Source organism: Pseudomonas sp. LBUM1661, from assembly GCF_059695925.1.
The window spans coordinates 3,468,503-3,490,276 of sequence record NZ_CP166794.1 but is presented as its reverse complement, the minus strand read 5'-3'; the positions used below and the strand labels follow the sequence as shown (position 1 = coordinate 3,490,276).

16 protein-coding genes and 3 pseudogenes are annotated in these 21,774 nt (G+C 60.7%); 13 read left to right on the top strand and 6 right to left on the bottom strand.

Annotated elements, in window-relative coordinates; all coding sequences use genetic code 11:
• The first annotated feature begins 56 nt into the window (after nucleotides 1-56).
• The 10 genes from arcD (at nucleotide 57) to ACA057_RS15840 (ending at nucleotide 14,028) form a co-directional block, all read left to right on the top strand.
• The gene (gene arcD, locus ACA057_RS15885; RefSeq protein WP_497340258.1) at nucleotides 57-1,484 is read left to right on the top strand and encodes an arginine-ornithine antiporter; all 1,428 of its coding nucleotides are present in this window, start codon (nucleotides 57-59) and stop codon (nucleotides 1,482-1,484) included.
• 34 nt (nucleotides 1,485-1,518) lie between these two features.
• Nucleotides 1,519-2,775, top strand: coding sequence for an arginine deiminase (gene arcA, locus ACA057_RS15880; protein WP_497340256.1), 1,257 nt, complete (start codon nucleotides 1,519-1,521; stop codon nucleotides 2,773-2,775).
• Nucleotides 2,776-2,846: 71 nt separating this feature from the next.
• A complete protein-coding gene (locus ACA057_RS15875; protein ID WP_497340254.1) occupies nucleotides 2,847-3,857 on the top strand; it encodes an ornithine carbamoyltransferase in 1,011 nt (336 codons plus the stop codon).
• Nucleotides 3,858-4,039: 182 nt separating this feature from the next.
• A complete protein-coding gene (gene arcC / locus ACA057_RS15870; protein ID WP_497340252.1) occupies nucleotides 4,040-4,969 on the top strand; it encodes a carbamate kinase in 930 nt (309 codons plus the stop codon).
• A 66-nt stretch (nucleotides 4,970-5,035) separates the two neighbouring features.
• Nucleotides 5,036-5,398, top strand: a complete 363-nt coding sequence (locus tag ACA057_RS15865; RefSeq protein WP_497340250.1) for a DUF5064 family protein — start codon at nucleotides 5,036-5,038, stop codon at nucleotides 5,396-5,398.
• A gap of 321 nt (nucleotides 5,399-5,719) precedes the next feature.
• Nucleotides 5,720-7,177, top strand: a complete 1,458-nt coding sequence (locus ACA057_RS15860) for a DUF3300 domain-containing protein (protein WP_497340248.1) — start codon at nucleotides 5,720-5,722, stop codon at nucleotides 7,175-7,177.
• A 68-nt stretch (nucleotides 7,178-7,245) separates the two neighbouring features.
• Entirely contained in the window at nucleotides 7,246-8,085 is an 840-nt protein-coding gene (locus ACA057_RS15855; protein WP_497349916.1) for a DUF2950 domain-containing protein, read from the top strand.
• A gap of 228 nt (nucleotides 8,086-8,313) precedes the next feature.
• The gene (locus tag ACA057_RS15850; RefSeq protein WP_497340246.1) at nucleotides 8,314-9,396 is read left to right on the top strand and encodes an efflux RND transporter periplasmic adaptor subunit; all 1,083 of its coding nucleotides are present in this window, start codon (nucleotides 8,314-8,316) and stop codon (nucleotides 9,394-9,396) included.
• Nucleotides 9,393-12,602: an efflux RND transporter permease subunit gene (locus tag ACA057_RS15845; RefSeq protein ID WP_497340244.1), complete on the top strand. Its 3,210-nt coding sequence runs from the start codon at nucleotides 9,393-9,395 to the stop codon at nucleotides 12,600-12,602. Before ACA057_RS15850 ends, ACA057_RS15845 begins: the two co-directional genes overlap by 4 nt.
• Before the next feature lies 1 nt (nucleotide 12,603).
• Entirely contained in the window at nucleotides 12,604-14,028 is a 1,425-nt protein-coding gene (locus ACA057_RS15840; protein ID WP_497340242.1) for an efflux transporter outer membrane subunit, read from the top strand.
• Between the two features lie 34 nt (nucleotides 14,029-14,062).
• On the opposite strand, the pseudogene ACA057_RS15835 reads toward ACA057_RS15840, so the two are convergent.
• From ACA057_RS15835 to ACA057_RS15820, 4 genes and pseudogenes are all read right to left on the bottom strand, one after another.
• A pseudogene (locus ACA057_RS15835) lies at nucleotides 14,063-15,528 on the bottom strand (fatty acid--CoA ligase).
• A gap of 40 nt (nucleotides 15,529-15,568) precedes the next feature.
• Nucleotides 15,569-15,901 (bottom strand): annotated as a pseudogene (locus ACA057_RS15830) (acyl-CoA dehydrogenase C-terminal domain-containing protein); the annotation flags it as partial.
• A 30-nt stretch (nucleotides 15,902-15,931) separates the two neighbouring features.
• Nucleotides 15,932-16,177 (bottom strand): annotated as a pseudogene (locus ACA057_RS15825) (alcohol dehydrogenase catalytic domain-containing protein); the annotation flags it as partial.
• Between the two features lie 125 nt (nucleotides 16,178-16,302).
• The gene (locus ACA057_RS15820; RefSeq protein ID WP_497340240.1) at nucleotides 16,303-16,965 is read right to left on the bottom strand and encodes a hypothetical protein; all 663 of its coding nucleotides are present in this window, start codon (nucleotides 16,963-16,965) and stop codon (nucleotides 16,303-16,305) included.
• A 201-nt stretch (nucleotides 16,966-17,166) separates the two neighbouring features.
• Between ACA057_RS15820 and ACA057_RS15815 the strand changes: the two genes are divergently transcribed.
• The 3 genes from ACA057_RS15815 to ACA057_RS15805 are packed head-to-tail and all read left to right on the top strand — an operon-like array spanning nucleotide 17,167 to nucleotide 20,852.
• The gene (locus ACA057_RS15815) at nucleotides 17,167-18,708 is read left to right on the top strand and encodes an efflux transporter outer membrane subunit (protein ID WP_497340238.1); all 1,542 of its coding nucleotides are present in this window, start codon (nucleotides 17,167-17,169) and stop codon (nucleotides 18,706-18,708) included.
• A complete protein-coding gene (locus ACA057_RS15810; RefSeq protein WP_497340236.1) occupies nucleotides 18,701-19,840 on the top strand; it encodes an HlyD family secretion protein in 1,140 nt (379 codons plus the stop codon). Before ACA057_RS15815 ends, ACA057_RS15810 begins: the two co-directional genes overlap by 8 nt.
• On the top strand, nucleotides 19,830-20,852 hold the full coding sequence (locus tag ACA057_RS15805) for a DUF2955 domain-containing protein (protein WP_497340234.1): 1,023 nt from the start codon (nucleotides 19,830-19,832) through the stop codon (nucleotides 20,850-20,852). Before ACA057_RS15810 ends, ACA057_RS15805 begins: the two co-directional genes overlap by 11 nt.
• A gap of 85 nt (nucleotides 20,853-20,937) precedes the next feature.
• On the opposite strand, the gene ACA057_RS15800 is transcribed toward ACA057_RS15805, so the two are convergent.
• The gene (locus ACA057_RS15800) at nucleotides 20,938-21,393 is read right to left on the bottom strand and encodes a hypothetical protein (RefSeq protein ID WP_497340232.1); all 456 of its coding nucleotides are present in this window, start codon (nucleotides 21,391-21,393) and stop codon (nucleotides 20,938-20,940) included.
• 45 nt (nucleotides 21,394-21,438) lie between these two features.
• Entirely contained in the window at nucleotides 21,439-21,774 is a 336-nt protein-coding gene (locus tag ACA057_RS15795) for a Rieske (2Fe-2S) protein (RefSeq protein WP_497340230.1), read from the bottom strand.

The following is a 21,774-nucleotide window of genomic DNA, read 5'->3' as shown; positions in this document are numbered from 1 at the left end:
ATAAATAATGGCACGCTAACAGCAGAAACCCTCCTCCCCTGCAATGGAGTGATGCAATGTCTGAATCACCGGGCAAACTGAAACTCGGCGCACTGGTTGCTTTAGTCGTGGGTTCAATGATCGGAGGCGGAATTTTTTCCTTACCACAGAACATGGCTGCCAGTGCGGACGTCGGCGCCATTCTGATTGGCTGGGCGATCACCGCCGTCGGCATGTTGACCCTCGCGTTTGTTTTCCAGACGTTGGCCAACCGCAAGCCAGATCTCGACGGCGGGGTCTACGCCTACGCCAAGGCCGGTTTCGGCGACTACATGGGTTTCTCGTCCGCCTGGGGGTATTGGATCAGCGCCTGGCTGGGCAACGTGGGTTACTTCGTGCTGCTGTTCAGCACGCTCGGGTATTTCTTTCCGGTCTTTGGTGAAGGCAACACAGTCGCGGCGATTATTGGCGCGTCGGTGTTGCTCTGGGCGGTGCACTTTCTCGTATTACGCGGGATCAAGGAAGCGGCGTTCATTAACCTGGTCACCACCGTCGCCAAGATCCTGCCGCTGCTGTTGTTCGTGTTGATTGCGGTGTTCGCGTTCAAACTGGACATTTTCACCGCCGATATCTGGGGCTTGAAAAGCCCCGATCTGGGCAGTGTGATGAATCAAGTGCGCAAGATGATGCTGGTCACCGTCTGGGTGTTCATCGGCATCGAGGGCGCGAGCATTTTTTCGGCCCGGGCGGAACAACGCAGCGACGTGGGTAAAGCCACGGTGATCGGTTTCGTTACCGTGTTGCTGTTTTTGGTGCTGGTGAACGTGTTGTCGCTGGGCATCATGACCCAACCGGAACTGGCCAAGCTGCAGAACCCTTCGATGGCCGCAGTGCTCAAACACGTGGTCGGGGAATGGGGCGCCGTGTTGATCAGCGTCGGTCTGATTATCTCGCTGCTGGGGGCACTACTGTCGTGGGTGCTGCTGTGTGCGGAGATCATGTTCGCCGCCGCCAAGGACCACACCATGCCGGCGTTCCTGCGCAAGGAAAACGCCAACCATGTACCGGTCAACGCGCTGTGGCTGACCAATGCCATGGTCCAGGTGTTCCTGGTCATCACCCTGTTTTCTGCAAGCACTTACCTGTCACTGATCTACCTCGCCACCTCGATGATTCTGGTGCCTTACCTGTGGTCGGCGGCTTACGCCTTTCTGCTGGCCGTGCGTGGCGAAAGCTACGAAGGCGCGCCGGGCGAACGGCAGAAGGATCTGATCATCGGCGCTGTGGCGCTGATCTATGCGGTCTGGCTGCTGTATGCCGGGGGCATCAAATACCTGCTGCTGTCCGCCCTCCTCTATGCCCCCGGCGCGATTCTTTTCGCCAAGGCCAAGCTTGAAATCGACAAGCCTGTTTTCACCCACGTCGAGAAGCTGATATTTGCCGCAGTGGTGGTGGGCGCCCTGGTGGCGGCCTACGGTCTCTATGACGGCTTCCTGACCTTGTAGCCGCCCTGTTTTTAACCTCTGGAGGATCACTGAAATGACCACGGAAAAAGTTAAGTACGGCGTGCATTCGGAGGCCGGCAAACTGCGCAAAGTCATGGTTTGCTCCCCCGGTCTGGCCCACCAGCGGCTGACGCCCAACAACTGTGACGAACTGCTGTTCGATGATGTCTTGTGGGTGGCCCAGGCCAAGCGCGACCATTTCGATTTCGTCACCAAAATGCGTGAACGCAACGTCGAAGTGCTGGAAATGCACAACCTGCTGACCGACATCGTCGCCATCCCTGAAGCCCTGAACTGGATCCTGGAGCGCAAGATCACCGCGAATTCGGTGGGTTTGGGCCTGGTCAACGAAGTCAGCTCGTGGCTGCGCAGCCTGGAGTCGCGCAAGATTGCCGAGTTCCTGATTGGCGGCGTGTCGGCGGATGATCTGCCGGACAGCTTCGGCGGCAAGACCATTCAGATGTTCCGCGATTTCCTCGGCCACTCGAGCTTCATTCTGCCGCCGTTGCCCAACACCCAGTTCACCCGCGATACCACCTGCTGGATTTTCGGTGGCGTGACTCTGAATCCGATGCACTGGCCGGCGCGCCGTCAGGAAACGTTGCTGGCCAGCGCCATCTACAAATTCCACCCGGAGTTCACCAACGCTGACTTCCAGATCTGGTATGGCGATCCGGATCAGGAACACGGCAACGCCACACTCGAAGGCGGCGACGTGATGCCCATCGGCAACGGCGTGGTCTTGATCGGCATGGGCGAACGGTCGTCGCGCCAGGCCATCGGTCAACTGGCGGTGAACCTATTCAAAAATAAAGCAGTAGAACGGGTGATCGTCGCCGGCCTGCCAAAATCCCGCGCGGCCATGCACCTGGATACCGTGTTCAGCTTCTGTGATCGCGATCTGGTGACCATCTTCCCGGAAGTGGTGAGCCAGATCGTCGCCTTCACCCTGCGCCCTGACGAAAATAAACCGGGCGGTATCGATATCCGCCGCGAAGAAACCAACTTCCTCGACACCGTCGCCAAAGCCCTCAACCTGAAAACGTTGCGCGTGGTGGAAACCGGTGGCAACAGCTTCGCCGCCGAACGCGAGCAATGGGACGATGGCAACAACGTGGTGGCCGTGGAACCCGGTGTGGTCATCGGCTACGACCGCAACACCTACACCAACACGTTGCTGCGCAAAGCCGGTGTCGAGGTCATCACCATCAGTGCCGGCGAACTCGGGCGCGGCCGTGGCGGTGGCCATTGCATGACCTGCCCGATCATCCGCGACCCGATTGACTATTAATGTTCCCGCCAAGGCCGGCGCTTGATAGAGCGCAGGCCTTGGGGATATCTGAAATTCAAGGAGATCCGATCATGGCTTTCAATATGCGCAATCGAAGTCTGCTCTCGCTGATGCACCACACCACCCGCGAGCTGCACTATTTGCTGGACCTGTCCCGAGACCTCAAACGCGCCAAGTACACCGGCACCGAGCGTCCACACCTGCAAGGCAAGAACATCGCGCTGATCTTCGAAAAAACCTCGACCCGCACCCGTTGCGCCTTCGAAGTCGCGGCCCACGACCAGGGCGCCCACGTCACCTACATCGATCCGGTGTCGTCGCAGATCGGCCACAAGGAAAGCATGAAAGACACCGCCCGCGTGCTGGGGCGGATGTTTGATGCCATCGAGTACCGCGGCTTCGAACAGGAAATTGTCGAGGAGCTGGCCAAGTTCGCAGGTGTGCCGGTGTTCAACGGCCTGACCGCCGAATTCCACCCGACGCAAATGATCGCCGACACCCTGACCATGCGCGAGCACAGCGACAAACCGCTGCATGAAATCAGCTACGCCTACCTCGGTGACGCCCGCTATAACATGGGCAACTCGCTGTTGATGATCGGGGCCAAGCTGGGTATGGACGTGCGCATCGCTGCACCGAAAGCGCTGTGGCCAACGGAGGACTTTATCGCCCAATGCAAAGCCTTCGCCGAAGACAGCGGCGCACGCATCACCATCACCGAAGACCCGAAAGAAGCAGTCAAAGGCGTGGACTTCATCCACACCGATATTTGGGTGTCGATGGGTGAACCGGTGGAAGCGTGGGACGAGCGCATCGAGCAACTAATGCCGTATCAGGTCAACGCCTCCATGATGAAGGCTTCGGGCAACCCGCGCGTGAAATTCATGCACTGTTTGCCCGCGTTCCACAACAGCGAAACCAAGGTCGGCAAGGACATTGCCGCGCGGTATCCGCACTTGGCCAATGGCGTTGAGGTGACTGAAGAGGTCTTCGAATCGCCGGCCAACATCGCCTTCGAGCAAGCGGAAAACCGTATGCACACCATTAAGGCGATCCTGGTGTCGGCACTGGCGGATATCTAATAGCCCGACCCGCCTCCTGACTGAACACCGTCCTGTGGGAGCTGGCTTGCCTGCGATGGCATCGCCTCGGTCTGTCAGAGGCACCGAGGTGACCCCATCGCAGGCAAGCCAGCTCCCACATTGACCGAGTTCCAATTGGGAACCGAGTCGCTAGCAATTTCTCTGTTTAGAAGGACTGCATTATGCGTATCGTCGTCGCTCTGGGCGGTAACGCCCTGCTCCGCCGGGGGGAACCCATGACCTCGGACAACCAGCGCGCCAATATCCGTATCGCCACCGAGCAAATTGCCAAGATCCATCCCGGCAATCAACTGGTCATCGCCCACGGCAATGGTCCGCAGGTCGGGCTGCTGTCCTTGCAGGCAGCGGCCTATACCTCGGTGTCGCCCTATCCGCTAGACGTGCTCGGCGCCGAAACCGAAGGCATGATCGGCTACATCATCGAACAGGAACTGGGTAACCTGCTGGACTTCGAAGTCCCCTTCGCCACCCTGCTGACCCAGGTCGAAGTCGACGCCAATGACCCGGCCTTCCAAAACCCCACCAAACCCATCGGCCCGGTGTACACCAAAGCCGAGGCGGAAAAACTCGCGGCCGAAAAAGGCTGGGCCATTGCCCCGGATGGCGACAAGTATCGCCGCGTGGTCGCCAGCCCCAAACCGAAACGCATTTTCGAAATACGCCCGATCCAGTGGTTGCTGGAAAAAGGCAGCATCGTGATCTGTGCCGGTGGCGGCGGCATTCCGACCCTGTACACGGCACCAGGCAAACTGGAAGGCGTCGAAGCGGTCATCGACAAAGACCTGTGCTCGGCGCTGCTGGCCGAACAGCTTGACGCCGATCTGCTGGTGATCGCTACCGACGTCAGTGCCGCCTTCATCGATTTCGGTAAACCCACACAGAAAGCCATCGCTCAGGCTCACCCGGACGACATGGAAAACCTCGGCTTCGCGGCGGGCTCCATGGGACCGAAGGTGCAGGCAGCCTGCGAATTCGCCCGCCATACTGGAAAGACCGCGGTGATCGGTTCTCTCTCGGATATCGAAGCGATCGTCCAGGGCAAGGCCGGCACCCGCATCAGCACCGCGACACCTGGTATCTCGTACTTGTAGACGCGTGAACATAAGGGGCAGGCCCGGTCTGCCCCGATTCAAGGTCTTTTTGGAGGAGAGTCGACAATGGCTACGTTCGAACCCGGTCACCTGCACATCGAGCGACACGCACTGAACGACAAGGATGTCAGCTACAACCTGCACATAGATTATGAAGTCACCCAGGATCCCAAGGAAGGCAAAGGGATGCAGTTCACAATGCACGGCAGCATCCTGGGCAAGGACATGACGGAATCCTTTTTCCTGCCCAAGGACCAAGCCTATAACTTCGCCAGCAACGTCACAAAAATCGCCGAGAAGTACGGGATCCCGAAGGCGCATAGCAACATTGGTTCGATCCACAAACATTACGACCAGATGTTCGAAGATGTGCGGGTCCAGCTGAACATGCAGTCCGGAGACCCCATCAATCCTGAGCGCTTCGAGTGACTCGATACTCACGCGAAAACCCAAACGCCTGCCAACCTTCCTATCTCTTGGTGCAGGTTGCAAAAGAATGAAGAAGCTCCAGGTGGGTCAGACGATCGATGCCGTCTATACCGAAGTCCTGAAGGTCAAGACTTCACGCTAGCGACGCTCGCCGACATGCGTGGCCTGTGGTCTCGAACAACAGGACGTGAGTTCGGCAGAGCCGTTTCCATGAGTACCGCAGGATGAATGGCAAGGCCTTACTCTGCAAAGCGTCTGAAACTCAGCTGTACTGAGCATTATCCGATCATCGCCAGCCTGCCTGGTCACATGGGGGGCGCAATGCGCATTCCATTGTTTTACGCGGTGTCAGTTGTACTGTTTTTGCAGGGCTCTGCTTGCCTGGCGCAGTCACCGGATGCCACTGCTGCCGATGCGCCACCCGTGGCGGCGGCCGCCAAGGATGCAGTCTTCACTCAGGAGCAGCTGGATCAGATGCTGGCTTCGATTGCCCTTTATCCGGACCCACTCCTTGCACAGGTGCTGATGGCCAGCACCTACCCAGGGGAAGTCGCCGAAGCCGTCACCTGGTCTAAAGCGAACCCCAAAGCCAAAGGCGATGATGCAGTCAAAAAAGTAGCAAGTCAGCCCTGGGACCCTAGCGTGCAAGCGCTGGTCGCCTTCCCGCAGGTGCTGGTTACGCTGGGGCAGGATCCCGCCTGGGTTCAGCGACTGGGCGACGCCTTTCTGGCCCAGCCCGACGATGTGATGGGCGGCGTGCAACGCTTGCGGCATCAAGCGCAGGCTGCGGGCAACCTGCAGAGCAACCAGTATCAGAACGTGACGGTGCAGAATGTGACGGCCCCCGCTGCGGCACCGGCACCTGCATCGGCCCCGGCCAGCACCTCTTCCACCATCATCATTCAACCCGCCGATCCGCAGGTGGTGTACGTTCCAGCCTACAACCCGACAACCACCTACGGCACCTGGGCCTACCCGGCTTCGCCCCCCGTCTACTACCCACCGCCCCCCGCCTATTACCCCGGTTCGGCATTGGTGGCCGGGCTGGCGTTCGGTACCGGCGTCGCGATCATCGGCTCGCTATGGGGCGACTGTGACTGGGGCAATAACGACATCGACATCGACGTCAATCGCTACAACAACATCAATCGCAACAACCAGATCACCAACAACCAGAACAAGTGGCAGCACAACGCAGTCCATCGTGACGGTGTTCCCTATCGAGATAACAGAAGCCGCCAGGAATTTGGCCGCCAACTCAACGGTGCCGCTCAGCGCCAGGCCTATCGGGGCGACAATGCCCAGCGCACCCAGGCCCGTGAAAATGCCCGTAGCGCCATGGACAGGAGCGGTTTCGAGAGACCGGCCACCAGCAACCGACAAGCCCGTGATCAGGCACGCCAGGCGCAGTCGGGAGCCTCGGCAGGTAACCGAATGCAGCCAGGTGCAGACCGACCGAGAGTGGCTGACAGAAGCCAGGGCGATGGCAAAAACATTCGCGAGAACCAGCAGCCCGGAAGACAGGATGCTCAGGTGAGTCAGCGCAGGCAGGACCTCTCCCAGACGCGTCAGGGTACGCAAAATCGGCCGGCCGCCAGCCCCGGCAGTGCCCGCAACAATGCATTCGCCGGCGTGCGTTCACCCTCCCAGGCCAATGCGCAAGCCCTGCGTGGCCGGGCCAGCCAGGCTTCCGCTCAGCGTCCGAGCGCCATGCGTTCTGCCGGCCATCAGATCAGCCGGCCGTCCGCCCCAATGCGTTCGGGAGGGGGCCGTCGGTGAACAGCCAACGTCGAGTAACAACGCTCATCACCGCTCTGGCGATTACCACGGGCTTGGCGTGGTCGTGCATGGCGATGGCGCAGCAGGCATTCTCAACGCCGGAAAAGGCCGCTGAGGAGTTCGTCAAGGCGCTCGGCACGGAACACGCCGATCAGGCACGCCTCACAGAGTTGCTGGGAGAAGACTGGCGCAGCGTCATTCCCCGCGAAGGTGTGCAGCGCAGCGATGTGGATGCGTTTTTGCAGCAGTATCACGAGCAACATCAGATCGAAAAACTCAGTGATCGCAAGACCCTCCTGGCGGTCGGCAGTGACCACTGGACACTGCCTATCCCCATGGTTAAAGGAGCAAACGGTTGGCGGTTCGACATGAAGGCCGGCAGTGTTGAAATCCGCGCACGGCGAATCGGCCGCAACGAACTCTCCACGGTGCAATCCGTACTGACTTATCACGACGCCCAGATGGACTATGCGTCGGTGGACCGTGAAGGTGACGGCGCGCTCGAATACGCGCAGAACATCTTCAGTACACCCGGCACACACGACGGACTCTATTGGGCGGATGACGACAGCGGTCAAATAAGCCCGCTAGGTCCATTGTTCGGCAACACCACGGTCGGCGAGGACTGGCACGGTTACCACTTTCGCATTCTCAAGGGACAAGGTCCCTCGGCACCCGGCGGAGCTTACAGCTACTTGATCGGAGACAAGATGAGCCGCGGCTTCGCACTGATCGCCTGGCCGGCAAAATACGACGACACCGGGGTGATGAGCTTCATGATCAGCCATGAAGGACAAGTGTTCGAGAAAGACCTGGGCCCCCAAAGTGGCAAGCTCGCTCAGTCGATGAAGCTGTTTGATCCAGACAACAGCTGGAAGGAAGTGACGGTCGATCCAAAACCGGAATGATGCCGGTCCCAACTCTGCGCTACGGGTAGCATTCGCGAATTAGCGATATGCAGGGATAGTGACTACGCTTCTGATCGGGCGGCCTCTATGGAGCATGGCGTGACTATGAACGCTGTCAGACGGCTCTTCGTCTTACCGATCGTCACTCTGGCAGGGGGACTGGTCCTGCTTGCCGGCTGCGGTAAAGAGCCCGCCTCTCCCGCCCGCCAGCCTCCCGATGTGACGGTCATGACCGTCACTGCACGCAACACCCCAGTCACCTTTGAATTCGTCGCGCAAACCCAGAGCTCCCGCGAGGTCGAGATCCGCGCCCGGGTGGCCGGTTTCCTCGAGAAGCGGCTGTACACCGAAGGCGATTTGGTAAAGGCCGGGCAAACGCTGTTTCAGATGGACCGTAAACCCTTCGAAGCCGCGTTGCTGTCAGCCCAGGGACAACTGGCCCAGCAACAGGCGCGATGGGAAGTGGCCAAAGCCACCCTGGCGCGCGTGCGTCCCTTGGCGGCACAGAATGCGGTCAGCAAGATGGACCTGGACAACGCCGTCGGTGACGAGCGCCAAACCCGCGCCGCTGTACTGGCCGCCGAGGGCTCGGTTCGCACCGAGCAATTGAACCTGAGCTACACCACGATCAGCTCTCCCCTCACGGGCCTTTCAAGCTTTGCCAAAAAGCAGGAAGGGAGTTACGTCACTCCCGGTGAATCAGGCCTGCTGACCACCGTGTCGCAGATGGACCCGATCTACGTCAATTTCAGCCTTTCGGAAAACGAGACGCTCAAGTACCGCGACGAGATCGCGGCCGGACATCTCATCTTTCCGCCACGAAGCGAGTTTGTCGTGGAAGTGGTACTGGCCGACGGCACCGTGGTGCCCGAGCGCGGTCGCCTGAATTTTGCGGCGCCCTCCTACAGCCAGGACACCGGAACCTTTCTGGTCCGGGCCGTGGTGGCGAACCCGGCCAGCCTGTTGCGCCCCGGCCAGTTCGTGCGGGCGCGAGCCATCGGCGCTACCCGGCCGAACGCCATTGTGGTTCCACAAAAGGCGGTGCTGGAAGGCGCCAAAAGCCATTTCGTCTGGGTCGTCAACGCCGAGGGCAAACCCGAGCAGCGCGTTGTCGAGGTGGGTGACTGGCATGGTGACGACTGGTTCATTACCAAAGGCTTGCAGGCGGGTGAGCGCATCGTGGTCGACGGGGCAATCCGGGTCACCCCTGGCGGAGCGCTGAATATCATCTCCCCTACGCCACCGGCCCCGGACGTGGTGCCAGCGACGAAAGCGGCCGTGGCCGCGCAAAACAGTGGGCACAGCCCATGAGCATTTCCCACTATTGCATTGATCGCCCGATTTTCGCCTCGGTGATCTCGATCATCATCACCCTGGCTGGCGCGGTGGCAATGGTCCAACTGCCTGTCGCCCAATACCCTGACATCACACCCCCACAAATTACGGTGGCGGCGACCTACCCGGGCGCCGATGCACTGGTGGTGGCTAACAATGTGGCGGCGCCGATCGAGCAGCAGGTCAACGGCGCCGACAACATGATCTACATGAACTCGTCGAGCTCGGCGACGGGCAACATGACCCTCAACGTGTTCTTCGAAATCGGCACCGACCCTTCGCTGGCCCAGGTCGACGTGCAAAACCGGGTCAACCTGGCCCTGCCGCAACTGCCCTCCGCCGTGCAGAGCCAGGGCATCCAGGTACAGAAGAAATCATCGGCCTTCATGATGGTCCTGGCGGTTTACTCCGCCGGCGATCGCTACGACAGCACCTACGTCGCCAACTACGCCAACCTGTACATTCTGGACGCCATCAAGCGCATTCCCGGGGCCAACCAGGCGAGCATTTTCGGTACGCCGGACTACGCGATGCGGATCTGGCTCAAGCCCGACCGCATGGCGCAACTGGGCATCACCGCGGCGGATGTGCAGAAAGCCGTGGCCAATCAGAACCAGCAATTCGCAGTGGGCCGGGTCGGACAGTCCCCCACCGGACAGGCTGTGGAGCAGTCCTTTGCGGTAACCACCAAAGGGCGGCTGACTGAACCGGCCGAATTCGAGAACATTATTCTGCGTGCCAGCAACGACGGGGCCGCCATTGTTCGTCTCAAGGACATTGGCCGGGCCGAACTCGGGCAAAAAGACTACTCGTTGCGCAGCACTTACCAAGGAAAGCCGGCGACGCTGATTGCCGTGTATCAACAACCCGGCGCCAACGCCCTCGATGTGTCCGCCGCCGTCACCTCGACGCTGGCGCAGATGAAGACGACCTTTCCCGAGGGCATCGAATACAAGATCGTCATGGACACCACCGCGTTTACCCGGGCGTCGATTACCGAGGTGATCCACACCTTTTTCGAAGCGCTGGTGCTGGTGGTCGTGGTGGTGTTCATTTTCCTGCAGAGCCTGCGAGCCACGCTGATTCCGGTGCTGGCGGTGCCGGTGTCGATTGTCGGCACCTTTATCGGCATGTCGGCTCTGGGTTTTTCGGTGAACATGTTGACGCTGTTCGGCATGGTGCTGGCGATTGGCATCGTGGTGGACGACGCCATCGTGGTGATCGAAAACGTCGAACGCAACATGCAAGTCCACAAGATGTCGCCCAAGGACGCCGCCAAACGGGCCATGGATGAAGTGGCCGGTCCGGTGGTGGCCATTGTCCTGGTGCTGTGTGCGGTGTTCATCCCGGTGGCTTTCATGGGTGGCATCACCGGCCAACTGTACAAACAGTTCGCGATCACCATCGCCATTTCCGTGGTGATTTCCGGCCTGGTCGCCCTGACTCTTTCACCGGCCCTGGCCGCGCTGCTGCTCAAGCCGCAGCACGGTGATAAAAACGCATTCTTCCGCTGGTTCGAGCGCAGCTTCGAACGCATGACCGAAAGCTATTCGCGCTCGGTGGCGTTCATGATCAAACGCTTCGTACTGGCCTTGCTGCTCTTTGCCGGCATGATCGTATTGATCTTGTTGATGGCGCAGCGAATACCGAGTGCCTTCCTGCCGCCGGAAGACCAGGGCTACTTGCTGGGGGCCGTAATCATGCCCGACGCCGCCAGCCTCGATCGCACCGGCGAAGTCGGGAAAGTGGCCAGTGACTTCTTCATGAACGATGCCTCCGTCGAGGGCGTTGCCATCGTTAACGGCTACAGCCTGCTGGACGGCCAGAACAAGAACAATGCGGCAGCCTTTTTCGTCGGATTCAAGGATTTCGAGGGCCGTTACAAGGACTCGGACACGATCAAGGAGCAAAGCGCACCAGCGGTTATCCAGAAGGCTGCCCATGCTTTTTCTACGGTTCAGGGCGGGATCATCCTGCCGGTCAATCCGCCGTCCATTCCTGGCCTGGGCACCACCGGGGGCATGGAGGTGTGGGTGCAAAGCAAGGGCGACGCCAGTATCGGCCAACTGGCTGAGATGGTCGGCACGCTGGTTGCCAAGGCCAAACAGCGTCCCGAACTCGGCGCCATTACCTCCACGTTCAACGTGTTCTCGCGACAACTGCTGGTGGACGTCGACCGGGAAAAGGCCGAAACGCTGGGGGTGCCGGTAGAAGATGTCTACAGCACGATGCAAACCATGTTCGGCTCGCTCTACGTGTCTCAATTCAACAAATTCAGTCGCCTGTGGCAGGTTATTTTGCAAGCTGAGCCGATCTATCGCCTCAAGGCCGAGGACCTGCAGCAGATTTACGTGCGCAGCAAAAACCTTGAAATGGTGCCGCTCAAGGCCTTGCTGACCACCCGTTACGTCACCGGCCCCGACCTGCTGACGCGCTTCAACAACTTCCCGGCGGTCAAACTCACCGCCAACGCGGCCCCTGGCTACAGTTCCGGCCAGGCACTCAAGGCCCTGGAAGAAATCAGCGCCGAAATCATGACCAACGACTATGCGCTGGCCCTGAGCGGCGAAGCGTTCGAGGAGAAAAAAAGCGGCGGCGCTTCGTCCAAGGTGTTCATCTTTGGCCTGATCATGGTGTTCCTGATCCTGGCGGCACAGTACGAGAAATGGTCACTGCCGGTGGGTGTGTTGCTGGCGGTGCCTTTTGCCTTGTTCGGTGCGCTGCTCGCGGTGTTGATTCGAGGGTTGAGCAACGACGTCTACTTCCAGATCGGCCTGACCATGCTGGTCGCGCTGGCGGCCAAGAACGCCATTCTGATTTTCGAGTTTGCGGTGCTGAACCGCGAAAACGGCATGTCGGCCTACGATGCCGCCATGACCGCGGCGAAAGAGCGTCTGCGGCCCATCGTGATGACGTCACTGGCCTTTATCCTCGGGTGTGTGCCGCTGGCCATTGCTGTCGGCGCCTCGGAAAACAGTCGCCATTCCATCGGTACGGGGGTGATCGGCGGGATGCTCGCCGCCACCGTCATCGCCATCTTCTTCATCCCGCTGTTCTACTACCTGGTTGAACGCTTGACCGAGAAAAAAGGCGTGATCAAGCCACCCGCCCAGCTCACCTCGCCACTGTCCTCCGGGGAGCTTCCCAAGGGTGCTCCCCAACATCGACATGAGGGAGATTGAGATGCGCACCGCTCATCTCCCTTTCCTGCTGTGCCTGGGCCTGACCGGCTGCATGGTCGGCCCGGATTATCAGCGCCCCGCCACTGACGCCCCGGCCGCCTATCGCTATGCCGACAAGGAGGCTCACGAACTGTCGAACACCCTGTGGTGGGAGCAGTTCAAGGACCCGGTGCTCAATGAGCTGATTCGCAGTGCCTTGGCCGAGAACAAGGACATCAAGATCGCCGCCGCGCGGGTCGAGGAATTCCAGGGCCGATACGGTGTGGTGCGCTCGCAACTGTTTCCGCAGGTCGGACTGGGTGTGCAAGGCACTCGTAACCGCGCGCCCCGCGACAACGGCCCGGTACCGCTGGATTCCAGCATCGACCCGATATTCAACAACTACCAGGCTAATCTCAGTGCCAGTTGGGAACTGGATGTCTGGGGTCGCCTGCGGCGCCTCAACGAGTCCGCGCGTGCCGACTTGCTGGCCTCGGAGGAAGGCCGGCGTGCGGTTATTTTGAGCCTGGTGTCATCGGTGGCGTCCAGCTACATCACCCTGCGTGATCTTGATCAGGAACTGCAAATTGCCCGCACCACCGCCAAGGCCCGTGGCGACTCCTACGAAATCTTCAAACTGCGCTTTGGCGCCGGGACCATTTCCGAAATGGAACTGGCGCAGAACCTCTCCGAGTTTCAGCGCACCCAGGCCTCTGTCGCGCAATTCGAATCCCAGGTTGCCGTACAGGAAAACAATCTGGCCGTGCTGCTCGGACGCAACCCCGGGCCCATCATTCGGGGGCGTGACCTGGAGCAATTAACCCTGCCGTCAGTGCCGGCCGGTCTGCCCTCGGATTTGCTCGAGCGGCGTCCCGACCTGCGCCAGGCCGAGCTTGACTTGATTTCCGCCAACGCCCGCATCGGTGCTGCCAAGGCGTTGTATTTTCCGACGATCTCCCTGACCGGTCTGCTCGGTTCGGCCAGTAACCAACTCTCCAACCTGTTCACCGGTCCGGCCGCAACCTGGTCCTATGGGGTCGGGGCGAGCATGCCGATCTTCACCGCCGGCGGCATCGCCGGGCAGGTTCAACAGGCCGAGGCGTTTCAACAACAAGCGCTGTTGAGCTACCAGCAATCGATTCAATCGGCGTTCAGGGATGTCGAAAACGCGCTGGTCACCGCGAGCAAATCCCGCGAGCAGATGGCCTCCCAGGCTAACCAGGTCGAAGCGTTGCGCACCTACACAAAATTTGCGCGGCTTCGCTACGACAATGGCTACACCAGCTACATCGAAGTACTGGATGCGGAGCGGAGCCTGTTCGACGCCGAGTTGAGTTACACCCAGACCCGGGGCCTGGTGTTGAACGCCATGGTCGATGTTTACAAGGCAACCGGTGGCGGCTGGGTGACCGAAGCGGACACGTTCACAGTGGCTTCGCCGCGCTGAAGCGCTGTGCCGAATCGGCCAGCGCCTTTGCACTTCAGCCCGCTGCGCTTTCCCGAATCAGCTTTTTGTTGATCTTGCCGACGCTGGTTTTAGGAATCTCGGCGACAAACTTGAACTGTTTGGGGATCGCCCATTTGTTGATGCGGCCACTCTCGACGAACTGTTGCAGGTGCGTCTCGAGAACCCGTCGGTCGAGGAAGGTTCCCGGTTCGCAAATCACCAGCGCCATCGGCCGTTCGCCCCATTGCTCATCGGCAATGCCCACCACGGCGACGGACATCACGGCAGGATGTTGACTGAGCAGGTTTTCCAGCTCAAGGGAGCTGATCCACTCCCCGCCCGTCTTGATCACGTCCTTGATCCGGTCCTTGATTTCCACCCCGCCCATGGCATCGATAGAGGCCATGTCGCCGGTGTGCAGCCAGCCGCCCTGCCAAAGCTCCGCGCCCTTCTCGGGTTCCTTCAAATAACCTTGCGTCAACCACGGCGCGCGGACCACGATCTCGCCCAATGACTCGCCGTCATGGGCAACGGCTTTACCGCTGGCATCGACGATTTTCAGATCGACCATCGGCACCGGCGTGCCCGTCTTGATGCGCTTGGGCAACTGGGCTTGCCGGGATTTTTCGAGGTCTTCATCACGCAGGTAAGTGGTGCAGAGGATCGGGCAGGTTTCCGACATGCCGTAACCACTGTGCACTTGAATGCCTTTGGCGCTCGCTTCGCTGGCGATACCCAGGGTCAGTGCGCTGCCGCCCAGGAGCATTTTCCAGCCATCAAAACGGCTGTCTGCCGCCGCCTCGCAGCCGAGGATCATTTGCAGGATGGTCGGCACGCAATGGGAGAATGTCACGCGCTCTTCCCGGTACAACCTGACCAGGCTGTTGGGCTCGTAGCGTCCGGGGTAGACCTGTTTGAGCCCCATCAGGGTCGCGACATAGGGCACGCCCCACGCATGCACGTGAAACATCGGCGTGATGGGCATGTACACGTCATCGGAACGCAGCAGTGCTGCTCATACTCACCTACCACCGGCAGAGACGTTTCGCTTGCCATGTCGTCGGTCAACCGCACGTAGCCTTTGACGGTGCTGAGCTGACCCTGAATCGGCTCGATCAGGGGCAGGAAATCATCATGCACCAGCACCAGATCGTCTTCGGCGTGATTCATGGTGTAGAGCACCTGATCCGGCGACAGGCGAATGTTTACGGTGTGCAGCACCGCACCGATCATCGGTACGGCGAAAAAACATTCCAGGTAGCGATGACTGTCCCAATCGAGCAGCGCCACCGTGTCACCGGCCTTGACGCCGGCTGCCGTCAAGGCGTTGGCCAGCCGACGAACCCGCTGATTGAGGGTCTGGTAGCTGTAGCGCAGTTTGTCGGCATAGACGATTTCCCGGCCCGGCTCGTAGCGCACGCCGGACAGCAACAGCTGCTTGATCAGCAAGGGATAGGCATAGGCGCCGTCGGCGGGCGGAATTATTTTTGTCGCCATCATGGTTGTGGTTCCTGGTCCTTGTTTTGCGTGGGCTCGGCGATCAGAACTGCTCCGCATCCAGTTGGTAGAGGCAGTCGCTACCGGCCTTGGCTGAAGCGCTCAACGAGTGGATTCGCGGCAGCAGGCGGGCGAAGTAGAAGCGTGCGGTGGCCAGTTTGCTGACGTAGAAATCGTCCTTGGAAGGCGTGCTCATGGCGGCTTTGGCCATGCGCGCCCACATGTAGGCGTACGCGGTGTAGCCAAAGACGTGCAGGTACTCGACCGAGGCGGCGCCGATTTCATTCGGGTTGCTTTGGGCTCGATCCAGCAGCCACGCCGTCAGTTCATCGAGGGTGTCCACGGCGGCGTTCAACGGTCGGGTGAACTCGGCCAGGGTGTTGAGAAAACCGGTGTAGGTCACACGGTCGCCAACGGCCACATGAGTGACGCCCTCGCCCACAGCCTGCACCACCCCGGAGGCTTCGACGCCCATGCCGTTCGGCATCGGGATCGGATAGGTGCCATTGCGAAAGTAGGTGTCGGCATAGTTCAGGCCGACCGCCACGTGGCGCAGGCGAACCTGGCCCGGGCCGGGATCCCCGACCTCGACCTCTTCATAGCGAAGGACTTCGGGACCACCGGTTTCGTAGAAGCGGACGGCTTTGGCCATGTTTTCTTATTCTCCAATCTGCACTGTTGGCTATTTGCGTCGATATGCGCTGATTGGACTGTAGGACGGCGCCTGGTGAGCCGCTTCTCATCAGACGACAATGGCTTTTCATTTCATGACACGGCTTATCCGCCGAGTGCGATGATCGCGGTAATCAGCGCCGCACCGGTGATCGCCAGTGCCACCGCGCCTTGCCACGGTTTGGCACCGGCGTAGCGGGCGAGTATCCAGCCGGCAATGAACAGCACCCCGAGACCGATCAGGTTAGAGAGACGGACGGCGAGCGCGGTCTGGTCCAGCAACAGAAAAGGCACTACGAGCGGAAATGTCGAGGCCACGACCAACAGGAATACCCCGAGTGCGCCCTTGAAATCATCCAGGCCCAGGCGTGGCGCTGCCGGTAGGGCGGTGACCTCAAGCAGGCGTCGCCGCAGCGACTCCAGTTCATCCGGGCCGGCCGCTGCCGAGAGACGCGGCGGTAAGGCCTGCGCAATCAGCGCCTGCCCCGTCGCCGCGTCCGCCCCGCTGCGCAACGTGGCGAGTAGCGTGCGCTTGCGGGTGCGCTCGATCACCGTTCGCAACAGGTACATCACCGCATCTGCAAGCCCCCAGGCCAGGTTGCAACCCAACGCGGCGATCATCATCGTGCGTTCCGCCTCCTGGCCTGAGGTCGCCACGCTGATCGTTCCGGTGAAGGTCATCGCCATGAGCAGACCGAAGATCACTTCCGTGACACGGTCGACCGGGTCGAGCACCCGTGCGCGCTTTGGTACTCCAGTGTTTTGCATGCAGCCTGCCTTGCGGATACCTACCCGCTGATGCGAGGTTCATCGGTCAGTGCAGCTATTTTCAGGACCGGCTTTCAGCCCCCCTTCAGTGTAGTTTCAAAAAACCTTGTCACTTCCGTGATGGGCGAATATGCAAAATGCTCAACTCGCCCATTCGGGCGTCTATGCTCCCTGTGATCTTCCTGCACTGGAAAATGCGTAATGCATTCATCTACATCCGGCCGATTCCTGATGCTTGGCGCGCTTGCCCTCAGTGGCTGCGTGCGGCTGGGTCCGGATTTCCAACCGCCGGGTGAAGCCTGGGTCAAACATTGGGACACCCCTGCCCTCGAGCTATCCAGCCAACGTGGAATGAACCCGGACCTGCGCCAGTGGTGGCAGGTGTTCACCGATCCAGTGCTCGACCGTTTGATTGCCGAGTCGGATGCGCACAACGCCAGCCTCAAGATCGCCGGCCTGCGCGTCATGGAAGCACGCGCCCAGCTGGGCATTGCCCAAAGCGGGCTTTACCCGCAACTGCAACAGGCCAGCGCCGACAGTTTGTACTTCAATCGCAAGCAATCCGGCGGGATCAATCCACAGGACAGCCATTTCTGGCAATACAGCGCCGGGTTTGATGTCGGCTGGGAGCTGGATTTCTGGGGACGCTTCAGTCGTGCCATCGAGTCGTCCGACGCCAGCTACTTCGCCGCCCAGGCCAACTACGAAGACGTGCTTGTGCTGCTGCGGGCACAGGTGGCCGACACTTATTATTCATTGCGCACCACCGAGGCACGTTTGCGCGTCGCCCAGGAAAACGCCAAGCAACAACAGCGTAACTTCGAGATCACCGAGAAGCTGTTCAACAGTGGCCAGCAAGCCGAACTCGACCTGCAACAAGCCAAGACCCAATACCTGGGCACGTTGAGCACCATTCCCAACCTGGAAGATCAGCTACAGCGCACGCGCAACGCCTTGGCCGTGTTGATCGGCCAGCCGCCCGGCGGACTGCCGCAGTTGCTTGAGAATGAAGGATTGATCCCGCTGGTCGACCGCGCCGTGCTGCAAGATGTGCCGGCCAATCTGCTGCTGCGCCGCCCCGACGTGCGCGCCGCCGAGCTGAATGTCGCCGCTCAATCGGCGTTGATCGGTGTGGCCGAAAGCGATTTCTATCCGTCGCTGACCTTGCTCGGCAGCATCGTCTGGTCCGCTGACACGCTCAACGGTACGTCCCGGACGCTGGACTTGATCGGCGGCCCCAGCTTGCGCTGGAACCTGTTCGACCATGGCCAGATCAGCAACAACGTGCGAGTGCAGGATGCGCGTTTGCAGCAACTGATCGAGGCGTACCGCGACAAGGTTCGCCAGGCCGCACGCGAGGCGGACGACGCGGCGAACGGTCTGATCAAATCGCTGGAACGCGAACGCATCCTGCGCGAGGCCGAAGTCGCGGCCAAGCGCTCGCTGGTGCTGGCCAACACTCAGTACCGGGAAGGTTATTCGGATTTCCAGCGGGTGCTGGATGCACAGCGCGCGCTGCTCGAACAACAGGACAACTACCTGGTCGCCCGCAGTAATGCGGTGAGCAATGTGATTGCCTTGTACAAAGCCATGGGCGGTGGCTGGTACAGCGCCTTGCCGCGCGTCGATCCCGCCACCCGCCGGCAAATGGAAAAACGCACCGACTGGGGCAATCTGCTGAATGAACCCGCCGCTGCGCAGCCAGCCTTTCCTCTTCCAGACAAGGTAGACAACCATGAGTGAAGCCGCGCAGCCCTCCCCCGACGCGCCCTCCTCCAAGCCTCCGGCTCCGGCCGCCGACCCGGCGAAAAAAGGCATCAAGTGGGTGTTGCTGCTGATCGTGTTAAGTCTGGCCTGGTACCTGTTGGCTGACCGCTACACGCCGTATACGCAACAGGCGCGGGTGGGCGCCTTTGTCATTCCGGTGGCGTCAGAGGTGGCGGGCCGCGTCGTGCGCGTCAACGTGCGCAACAACCAGGACGTCAAGGCCGGCGATGTGCTGTTCGAGGTGGACCCGCAGCCGTATCAGATCGCCGTCGACCGTGCCCGCGCAGACCTTGAATCGACGCGCCGACAGATCGGTGCCAGCACCGCCGGGATCGCGTCGGCGCAAGCCAATTTACGCGCCGCCCAGGCCAACGAACTCAAGGCGAAGCAGGACAATCAACGTCTGGAAGGTTTGTATCGCGAAGACCCCGGCACCATTTCGGTGCGCCTGCTGGAAGTGTCACGCGCCAACCGCGAACAGGCGGTCAGTCAGGTTGCCCAGGCCCGCGCCGAGGTACAGCGGGCACGTGAGCAGGAAGGTGGCAGTCAGGAAGACAACGCCTTGCTGCGCAGCGCCGCCACGGCGTTGTCAAAAGCCGAGCTGGACCTGTCCAACACGCAGATACGCGCACGCTCGGCGGGGCTGATCACCGATCTGCGGACCGACGCCGGGCAGTTCGCCGCTGCCGGCAGCCCGGTCATGACGTTGATTGCCATCCACGATGTGTGGATCAGCGCGGATCTGACCGAGAACAACTTGGGTCTGGTCAAGCTTGAGACACCGGTTTCGATTGTTCTGGATTCACTGCCGGGCGAGGTGTTCGAAGGCCGCGTGCGCAGCATGGGCTATGGCGTCAGCGTCGGTCAGCCGCCCGCGCCGGGCACGTTGCCCAGTGTGCAGAACAGCCGCGACTGGCTGCGCCCGGCCCAGCGTTTTCCAGTGATTATCGAGTTTTCCGCGGAGTCCATGAAGGTGCTGCGCGACAGTGGCGCCATCCGTGCCGGTGGGCAGGCCGAAGTCATGGCGTTCCCGAGCCAGGGCAATCCGCTGAACCTGCTGGGCCGGGTGTTTCTCGGACTGATGAGCTGGCTCTCGTATGTTTATTAAAGGCACCGCCCGGGATCAGCGCGCGCTGCGGCTGGCCACTGGCACCGCACTGTGCCTCGCGGCCAGCTTCGGCCTGGCTTTGCCGCTGCCGTTTCTTGGGCCGGTGCTGTGCCTGATGCTGCTGGCCATGCTTAATCGGGCGCTGCCGTTCAAAACCAGTCTGGTGCTCGCACTGGTTGCGGCGCTGACCACGGGCGTCGGCCTGTTGCTGATCCCGATCCTGCGTTACTACCCCATCAGCGGCGTGCTGTTGATCGGCGTCTGTCTGTTCCTGGCCTTCCGTTTTGGCTTGAGTGGCGGCAATAACCTGGTCGTGACGTTTCTGGTGATTGGCCTGACCATGATTTCCTCGGCCGGTGTCGCCGAATTTGACCTGGCGGCGATGGTCATTGCTGCCCTGGTCAAGGGGTTGCTACTCGCCGTGACGGTGGTGGCCATCAGTCATTGGCTTTTCCCGGAACCGGCCAACGCCCCAACTCCTCCGCGCGCCGCGCCCCTGTCCGCCGACGCCACTGGCCGAGTGGCGCTACGTGCAACCTTGATCGTGTTGCCCACCTTCCTGTTGGCGCTGATCGATCCGGCCAGCTATCTGCCGATCATCCTCAAAGCGGTCAGCCTCGGGCAGCAAAGTGAAACGACCAGCGCGCGCAACGCCGGTCGCGAGCTGGTAGGCTCAACCCTGCTCGGCGGGGTGTTGGCGATCCTGTTCTGGTGCGCGCTCAGCCTGTTTGTGCACCTGTGGATGTTCTTTCTGTGGACGCTGCTGTTCGGCCTGATACTGGCGCGCAAGCTGTACGCCCTGAGCCCTACCCGGTTGAGCCCGGGATTCTGGCTCAATACGCTGATCACCATGATCATCCTGTTGGGCCAGTCGGTTCAGGACAGCGCAGCGGGCAAAGACGTCTACACCGCTTTCGCGGTGCGCATGGGGTTGTTCATCTTCGTCACGCTGTATGCCGTGCTGATGGTTCATCTGCTCGATCAGCGTACGGCTCAGAACCGCTTTTCGTAGGCGCGAGGCTTGCCTGCGAAGGCGATCTCTCGGACGCCTTCGCGGGCGAGCCTCGCTCCTACAGGTCCGGTGTGTCCGGGAGGGTTCAGGGGTTGACCTGATACCCCTTTCCTTGCAGGCAACTGGTATAGGCCGTTGACGTGGTTGCGGCGCTGGTTTTCTGCTGTGCGCGGCGCTCCTGACGCTGGCGTGAGCCGCCCACCACGGCGCCCGCCGCGGCGGTCTCTTTGGCGCGATTCTGGCGATAATCCTGCTTTACGTCATCATCGACGCGATCATAAAACTCGTCGTGCTGACGCCCGCGCACCTGAGCCCCCGCTGCACCGGCGGCAGCACCCACGGCGGCGCCCTTCAGTCTTCCACCAGAAGGCGACGCAGCCGTCGAAGCGCTCTGACTGGCCGCGATGTTGTGACAATCGGTAATGTCGGTTTGGGTTTGTTGCGAACTCTGCCCTTTCATCGGCACCACCGTTTCGGCCCAGCCCTGGACACTGAAAACCGACAATGCGACGCACAGACTGATGGGCGACAACCTTTTCATGATGACCTCCGGATGAGCCTGGTTCTCACCATCAAAGAGTGTAGATCACACCTCCATCACCAACTGGTCTTCGACCCAACGCACCGGCACCGGCTCCAGTTGCGCCCCCTTGCACGGCCCGTCGATGCAATGCCCGTCTTCGAACCGAAACATCGCGCTGTGATGAGCGCACATCAGGATCTTGCCGCGATAGGTGCAGAATTCTTGCGGGCGATAGTCCAGCGGCACCGAGAAATGCGGGCAGCGGTTGATGTACACCCAGACGTGCTCGCCTTGACGAACGGCAATCAGCCCGGCGGGATGCAGCTGCTGGTGCTCAGGCAGACCCAGGGCGCCGCCGTCGATAATGTCATCCCGTTGGCACAAGGTGATGGTGGTCAT

Excerpts from the sequence above, each read along its gene's own strand:
- arcD (WP_497340258.1), top strand. The coding sequence starts at position 57 with ATGTCTGAATCACCGGGCAAACTGAAACTCGGCGCACTGGTTGCTTTA.
- arcA (WP_497340256.1), top strand. The coding sequence starts at position 1,519 with ATGACCACGGAAAAAGTTAAGTACGGCGTGCATTCGGAGGCCGGCAAA.
- ACA057_RS15875 (WP_497340254.1), top strand. The coding sequence starts at position 2,847 with ATGGCTTTCAATATGCGCAATCGAAGTCTGCTCTCGCTGATGCACCAC.
- arcC (WP_497340252.1), top strand. The coding sequence starts at position 4,040 with ATGCGTATCGTCGTCGCTCTGGGCGGTAACGCCCTGCTCCGCCGGGGG.
- ACA057_RS15865 (WP_497340250.1), top strand. The coding sequence starts at position 5,036 with ATGGCTACGTTCGAACCCGGTCACCTGCACATCGAGCGACACGCACTG.
- ACA057_RS15860 (WP_497340248.1), top strand. The coding sequence starts at position 5,720 with ATGCGCATTCCATTGTTTTACGCGGTGTCAGTTGTACTGTTTTTGCAG.
- ACA057_RS15855 (WP_497349916.1), top strand. The coding sequence starts at position 7,246 with ATGGCGATGGCGCAGCAGGCATTCTCAACGCCGGAAAAGGCCGCTGAG.
- ACA057_RS15850 (WP_497340246.1), top strand. The coding sequence starts at position 8,314 with ATGACCGTCACTGCACGCAACACCCCAGTCACCTTTGAATTCGTCGCG.
- ACA057_RS15845 (WP_497340244.1), top strand. The coding sequence starts at position 9,393 with ATGAGCATTTCCCACTATTGCATTGATCGCCCGATTTTCGCCTCGGTG.
- ACA057_RS15840 (WP_497340242.1), top strand. The coding sequence starts at position 12,604 with ATGCGCACCGCTCATCTCCCTTTCCTGCTGTGCCTGGGCCTGACCGGC.
- ACA057_RS15820 (WP_497340240.1), bottom strand. The coding sequence starts at position 16,965 with ATGCAAAACACTGGAGTACCAAAGCGCGCACGGGTGCTCGACCCGGTC.
- ACA057_RS15815 (WP_497340238.1), top strand. The coding sequence starts at position 17,167 with ATGCATTCATCTACATCCGGCCGATTCCTGATGCTTGGCGCGCTTGCC.
- ACA057_RS15810 (WP_497340236.1), top strand. The coding sequence starts at position 18,701 with ATGAGTGAAGCCGCGCAGCCCTCCCCCGACGCGCCCTCCTCCAAGCCT.
- ACA057_RS15805 (WP_497340234.1), top strand. The coding sequence starts at position 19,830 with ATGTTTATTAAAGGCACCGCCCGGGATCAGCGCGCGCTGCGGCTGGCC.
- ACA057_RS15800 (WP_497340232.1), bottom strand. The coding sequence starts at position 21,393 with ATGAAAAGGTTGTCGCCCATCAGTCTGTGCGTCGCATTGTCGGTTTTC.
- ACA057_RS15795 (WP_497340230.1), bottom strand. The coding sequence starts at position 21,774 with ATGACCACCATCACCTTGTGCCAACGGGATGACATTATCGACGGCGGC.